Source organism: Arsenophonus sp. ENCA (assembly GCF_002287155.1).
Lineage (GTDB): Bacteria > Pseudomonadota > Gammaproteobacteria > Enterobacterales > Enterobacteriaceae > Arsenophonus > Arsenophonus nilaparvatae.
Genome location: NZ_NHNG01000613.1, coordinates 1 through 4,531, shown reverse-complemented (window position 1 = coordinate 4,531; position 4,531 = coordinate 1). Strand labels below are relative to the sequence as shown.

Annotated in this window: 4 protein-coding genes and 1 pseudogene; 4 read left to right on the top strand and 1 reads right to left on the bottom strand. The window is 33.3% G+C overall.

The genetic code is table 11. From position 1 onward, the window contains the following. Window positions 1-416 (top strand): transposase (locus CBG25_RS15860; RefSeq protein ID WP_290607851.1); only part of this gene is annotated, 416 nt, incomplete at its 5' end. 12 nt (window positions 417-428) lie between these two features. After that, window positions 429-818 (top strand): annotated as a pseudogene (gene carB, locus CBG25_RS15855) (carbamoyl phosphate synthase large subunit); the annotation flags it as partial. Window positions 819-892: 74 nt separating this feature from the next. Here the strand turns inward: carB and CBG25_RS15850 are convergent. Then, window positions 893-1,549, bottom strand: a complete 657-nt coding sequence (locus CBG25_RS15850) for a DedA family protein (RefSeq protein ID WP_290607849.1) — start codon at window positions 1,547-1,549, stop codon at window positions 893-895. 407 nt (window positions 1,550-1,956) lie between these two features. Here CBG25_RS15850 and exbB point away from each other — a divergent pair, with 407 nt between their 5' ends. Together exbB and exbD are read left to right on the top strand one after the other, a co-directional pair. Continuing rightward, complete coding sequence (gene exbB, locus CBG25_RS15845) at window positions 1,957-2,895, top strand: tonB-system energizer ExbB (protein ID WP_290607847.1); 939 nt, start codon at window positions 1,957-1,959, stop codon at window positions 2,893-2,895. 6 nt (window positions 2,896-2,901) lie between these two features. Further along, window positions 2,902-3,330, top strand: coding sequence for a TonB system transport protein ExbD (gene exbD, locus CBG25_RS15840; protein ID WP_290607846.1), 429 nt, complete (start codon window positions 2,902-2,904; stop codon window positions 3,328-3,330). The last annotated feature ends 1,201 nt before the right edge of the window (window positions 3,331-4,531 follow it).

Here is a 4,531-nt window from a genome sequence, read left to right as displayed (position 1 = left end):
TTGTTAACCATAATAAACAACTGAACAAGTTAGACATCTCAGAAGAAGGAACTCCAATACACTTACGAGGCTACGGTTGGGTGACTGTTTTCAAATTTACAGCCAAAAACGGCCGTATTGATTACATAGTAACAAACAAAGAGAATCCCACCCGTGAATACGTCAAATCTATCATGGATGCCCGTTGGTCTGTTGAAGTTTATCATCGAGAAGTTAAACAAAATTGTGGTATTGAACGCTGTCAGGCTCGCACGAGCCGAGCGCAAAGAAATCATATTTTTCTCGCTATTTCTGCGTGGTTTGAACAACATAAACGTCGTATATCTGAAAAAATAACCCTTTATCAACAAAATTGGGACGTAATTAAAAATGCTATTGCTGAGCACATCCGTGTTTTATTAGCGTACCCAAATTAGTTTTGTGCGAAACTCGTGTCAGTAAGAGAGAATGATAAAGCCAAGGTTGTTGATTTAGCGGCTAAATTAATTGCGCATGGTTTTGAGTTAGATGCAACTCATGGTACTGCAATTGTGCTGGGTGAGGGCGGAATTAACCCGCGTTTAGTTAATAAAGTGCATGAGGGACGCCCCCATATTCAGGATAGAATAAAAAATGGTGAATACAGTTACATTGTCAATACTACCGCGGGCCGTCGTGCAATAGAAGATTCGAAGCTGATTCGTCGTAGTGCATTACAATATAAAGTAAATTATGATACCACTATCAATGGCGGTTTTGCGACCGCGATCTCTCTCAATGCCGATCCTACAGAGCAGGTTATCTCTGTCCAAGAGATGCATAAAATGATCCAGCATTAACTATTACTGACTATTTGAAATGGCCTGTTTAACCGGGCCATTTTCTTATTCTGGGCGAATAAAATCCATAATATTTAACTGCTTTTTTTATGTTTCCAATATACGACAAGTGAGCCGATAAATCCGCTAATGAGTAGCAGTATCGGTAAAAATATTAAAATATTCATAACGATATTCTCATGGCGTTTTATAAAAGGAATTTGATTTATTGCGTAACCCAGAGAAACAATGATCCCAATCCATAATAGGCCGCTAAGCCAATTGAATAATTGAAAGCGCCGGTGGCTTAAAGTCGAAAGTCCTGCTAAAACTGGCAATAGTGTTCGCACAAAAGCTAAAAAACGACCGATTAAAAGCGCATACAAGCCTTGGTTGTTAAATAATCGGTTTGCACGATCGTGATACTCTTGTGGGATCTGTTTTAACCATTGTTTTACTAAATGGGTATCACTAAGCCTGCGTCCTTGTAAAAAACCTAACCAGCAACCTAAGCTAGCAGCAATAGTTAAAATAATAATTGTGGGAATAAAAGAAAGAACACCTTTTGCAATCAAAGCACCGGAAAGAATAAGCAACGTATCTCCTGGCAGAAATGCGGCAGGAAGAATACCGTTTTCTAATATAATAATGGTAAAAAGTACAGCATAAATAATCCATAAAATATCGGGATTATTTAGTTTAGCAAAATCGTGATGCCAAATTGCCATCACGATCTCATTGAGAACTTGCATAACTTACCCTGTTAGGAACAACCAAATGAAAAATCGATATAGTTGCCAGTTTACCTTAAAAAACTGAATTATGTTGGATTTATTCAAGCGCTAAGTATAAAAGCCAGTTAGATAAAAAATGTTTATTTGAGATAAGGGAGTATTAAAAATGGCAAATATCTGTTGCGATTATCAGTTATTAGAACAAGTCAAATTGCAGCAAAACTTATTGATAGCAGTTAAATAAATAAAAAATTCATCAAATAGTAATGATAATTACTATCAAATGATTTAATGTCTGGTATGATCACTCAGTTTTTCATAATGTAAGCGTGGTAAATCAAAATTTACTACCAATAGACTAGCTGGCATAAGTTATGATCAGCTAAAAGGATCACATTAAATAACCGAAGAGTGATAGCCAACTGATGCGTAAATTGATAGCTTCTATTTTATTGGCAATGAGTTTGATAAATATAACATTCGCCGAGACAAATCCGGCAGGTCTGTCTGAGCAGTTTCAGCCTGTTAATACACTTAATCAGCAAGATATATCCCCTACAAATCAAATCCAAACGACTTCAGCTAATGAAGAGCAATCGAGCGAGAAACAGCTTGCTGCGGAAAAAAATTTAGTGAGTCTACAGCAGGAGCCTAATTTATTAACCGCACAAGGAGGATTTGATCAAGATCTTTCGATTTGGAGTATGTATCAGCATGCTGACATGGTTGTAAAGGTAGTAATGCTAGGATTAATTGTTGCTTCAATCATTACCTGGGCACTGTTTTTCTCAAAAGGCATCGAATTGATTGGAGCATACCGACAGCTACGAAAAGAACAGCAAAAACTATCTAAAGTAAAATCACTCGATGATGCGGTAGAAATTGCTGCAACATTTAAAAAAACTAGTGTTACTAGAAAATTATATGATGAAGTCGTGGCAGAAAAAACATTATCAGCTGGCAGTCATGATTTAAATGGAACCAAAGATCGCGCCAGTTTTCGCCTTGAAAGAGTGGTTGCTTCAATTAGTCGTTACATGGGACGAGGTAATGGTTATTTAGCAACTATAGGGGCAATTTCTCCCTTTATCGGTTTATTCGGTACGGTTTGGGGAATTATGAATAGCTTTATTGGTATAGCCCATTCTCAGACGACAAATTTAGCAGTTGTTGCGCCTGGTATAGCAGAAGCTTTGTTAGCCACAGCAATAGGGTTGGTAGCTGCGATACCGGCGGTGGTTATTTATAATTTATTCGCACGCATGATTAATACTTACCGTGGTCAACTGGGTGATGTAGCTGCTCAAGCGACGGTATTATTAGGTAGAGATTTGGATTTAGCTGATAGTAAAAAACAAAGGTAAGTGCTTATGGCGATCCGTTTAAATGATGATTTAAATGATAATGGTGAAATGCATGAAATTAATGTTACACCATTTATTGATGTAATGTTGGTTTTACTGATTATCTTCATGGTTGCTGCACCTTTAGCGACAGTAGATATTAAAGTTGATTTACCGGCTTCTGCAGCTAAACCGCAACCTAGACCGGAAAAACCGTTATTTTTGACAGTGAAAGCGAATGGTCAAATGTATGTTGGAGAACAAAATGTCTCTCAAGAACAATTGGCATCAGCATTGGATCTAATAACCGGTACAAATAAAGAAACCACTATTTTTTTTCAAGCAGATAAAACAGTTGATTATGAAAAGATAATGGATGTAATGAACTTATTACGTAAATCTGGCTATCTTAAAGTTGGATTAGTTGGCATGGAAATGTCACAGAGTACAAAATAGAATATTGCTGATAATGTCAAAGCTGGGTAATTAAATACCCAGTATTTATTCAATTATGTTATTAATAAATCAATAGAGTTATATATTTTTATATTTCATATCCATGTTAGTTATATGGTTAATAAGTAATATAATTAATAACTCCAAATTTATTAATGTAGCAAAATAATAAACTATTAATTTAAGTTAAAATATAACAACAAAAAATTTACATTTCTATTTTATATTATTTAAGGTTATTAATTTCATTTTTCTTAAGCTAATAAATTGGAAGTAAACATTAGCAATTTTTATTCATATACTAGTTAAATTCTATTTATAATATATATAATTCTAATGAATGCACTAAGTAAGATCAGTTTAACTGTACAGTATAAATACCTATAAAAAATAAGGTTATTTAATTGCGTTATAATTTGACAAAATAATTTAACAAAAAACACTTGCATCAAAATAGATTTTAATTATAGAATAATTATTCTAAATATTAGATAATATATTATTAATACTGTGGATAACCACTATTGATAGTAGAATCTTTGTATTTATAAATCATTTGTGTAAATAATATAGTTATGTTTACAATAGAATTTATATATAATTGTATTTATTAGCTAATTAACATAAGCATTTCCTAAGCTAGCTATGATTTGCAGCTATTATTTAGAAATTTTAATGGGCTGACTGTTTAATCACTATATACAGCAAAGTATATCAATAATATTTAACTATATTAATATTAACGTTATCTAGCCAAGATAACGTTTTTTTTAATCTATTTAATATTTTCAATATAAAAATCGGTATATTCAATTCTCTGTTAAGCAAATAAGAAAAATTCTTATTTGCTTTTTAATATATTTATATTATTGATTTTAATAAAACTGCCGGCCTTATATAACTAAAACAGTTATTGCTATTATTTTTAGCGATAAAATCCTAATCTGAGAACCATAAATAATAATCTATATAGTTGGCAATTTTGTAATAAAAAATATATAAGTTATTACAAATAATTATTGGGCACCTCGAAAAACCTAAGCCGAGTTTGATTTTGCTGATAAAGTTATCGGAAGCTGGTCTACTGAGCTAACCACCATGAAGAAACGCAGCGCCATTAAGAATGACCTCTTTGCAAACCAGTATCACCAACAGACGATCGACAAGTTGGGTGACCCGCTGGTCAAGATCGAAACCTGTA

What these genes read in the sequence shown, in the direction of transcription:
- CBG25_RS15850 (WP_290607849.1), bottom strand. Translation starts at nt 1,549, where the DNA reads ATGCAAGTTCTCAATGAGATCGTGATGGCAATTTGGCATCACGATTTT.
- exbD (WP_290607846.1), top strand. Translation starts at nt 2,902, where the DNA reads ATGGCGATCCGTTTAAATGATGATTTAAATGATAATGGTGAAATGCAT.
- exbB (WP_290607847.1), top strand. Translation starts at nt 1,957, where the DNA reads ATGCGTAAATTGATAGCTTCTATTTTATTGGCAATGAGTTTGATAAAT.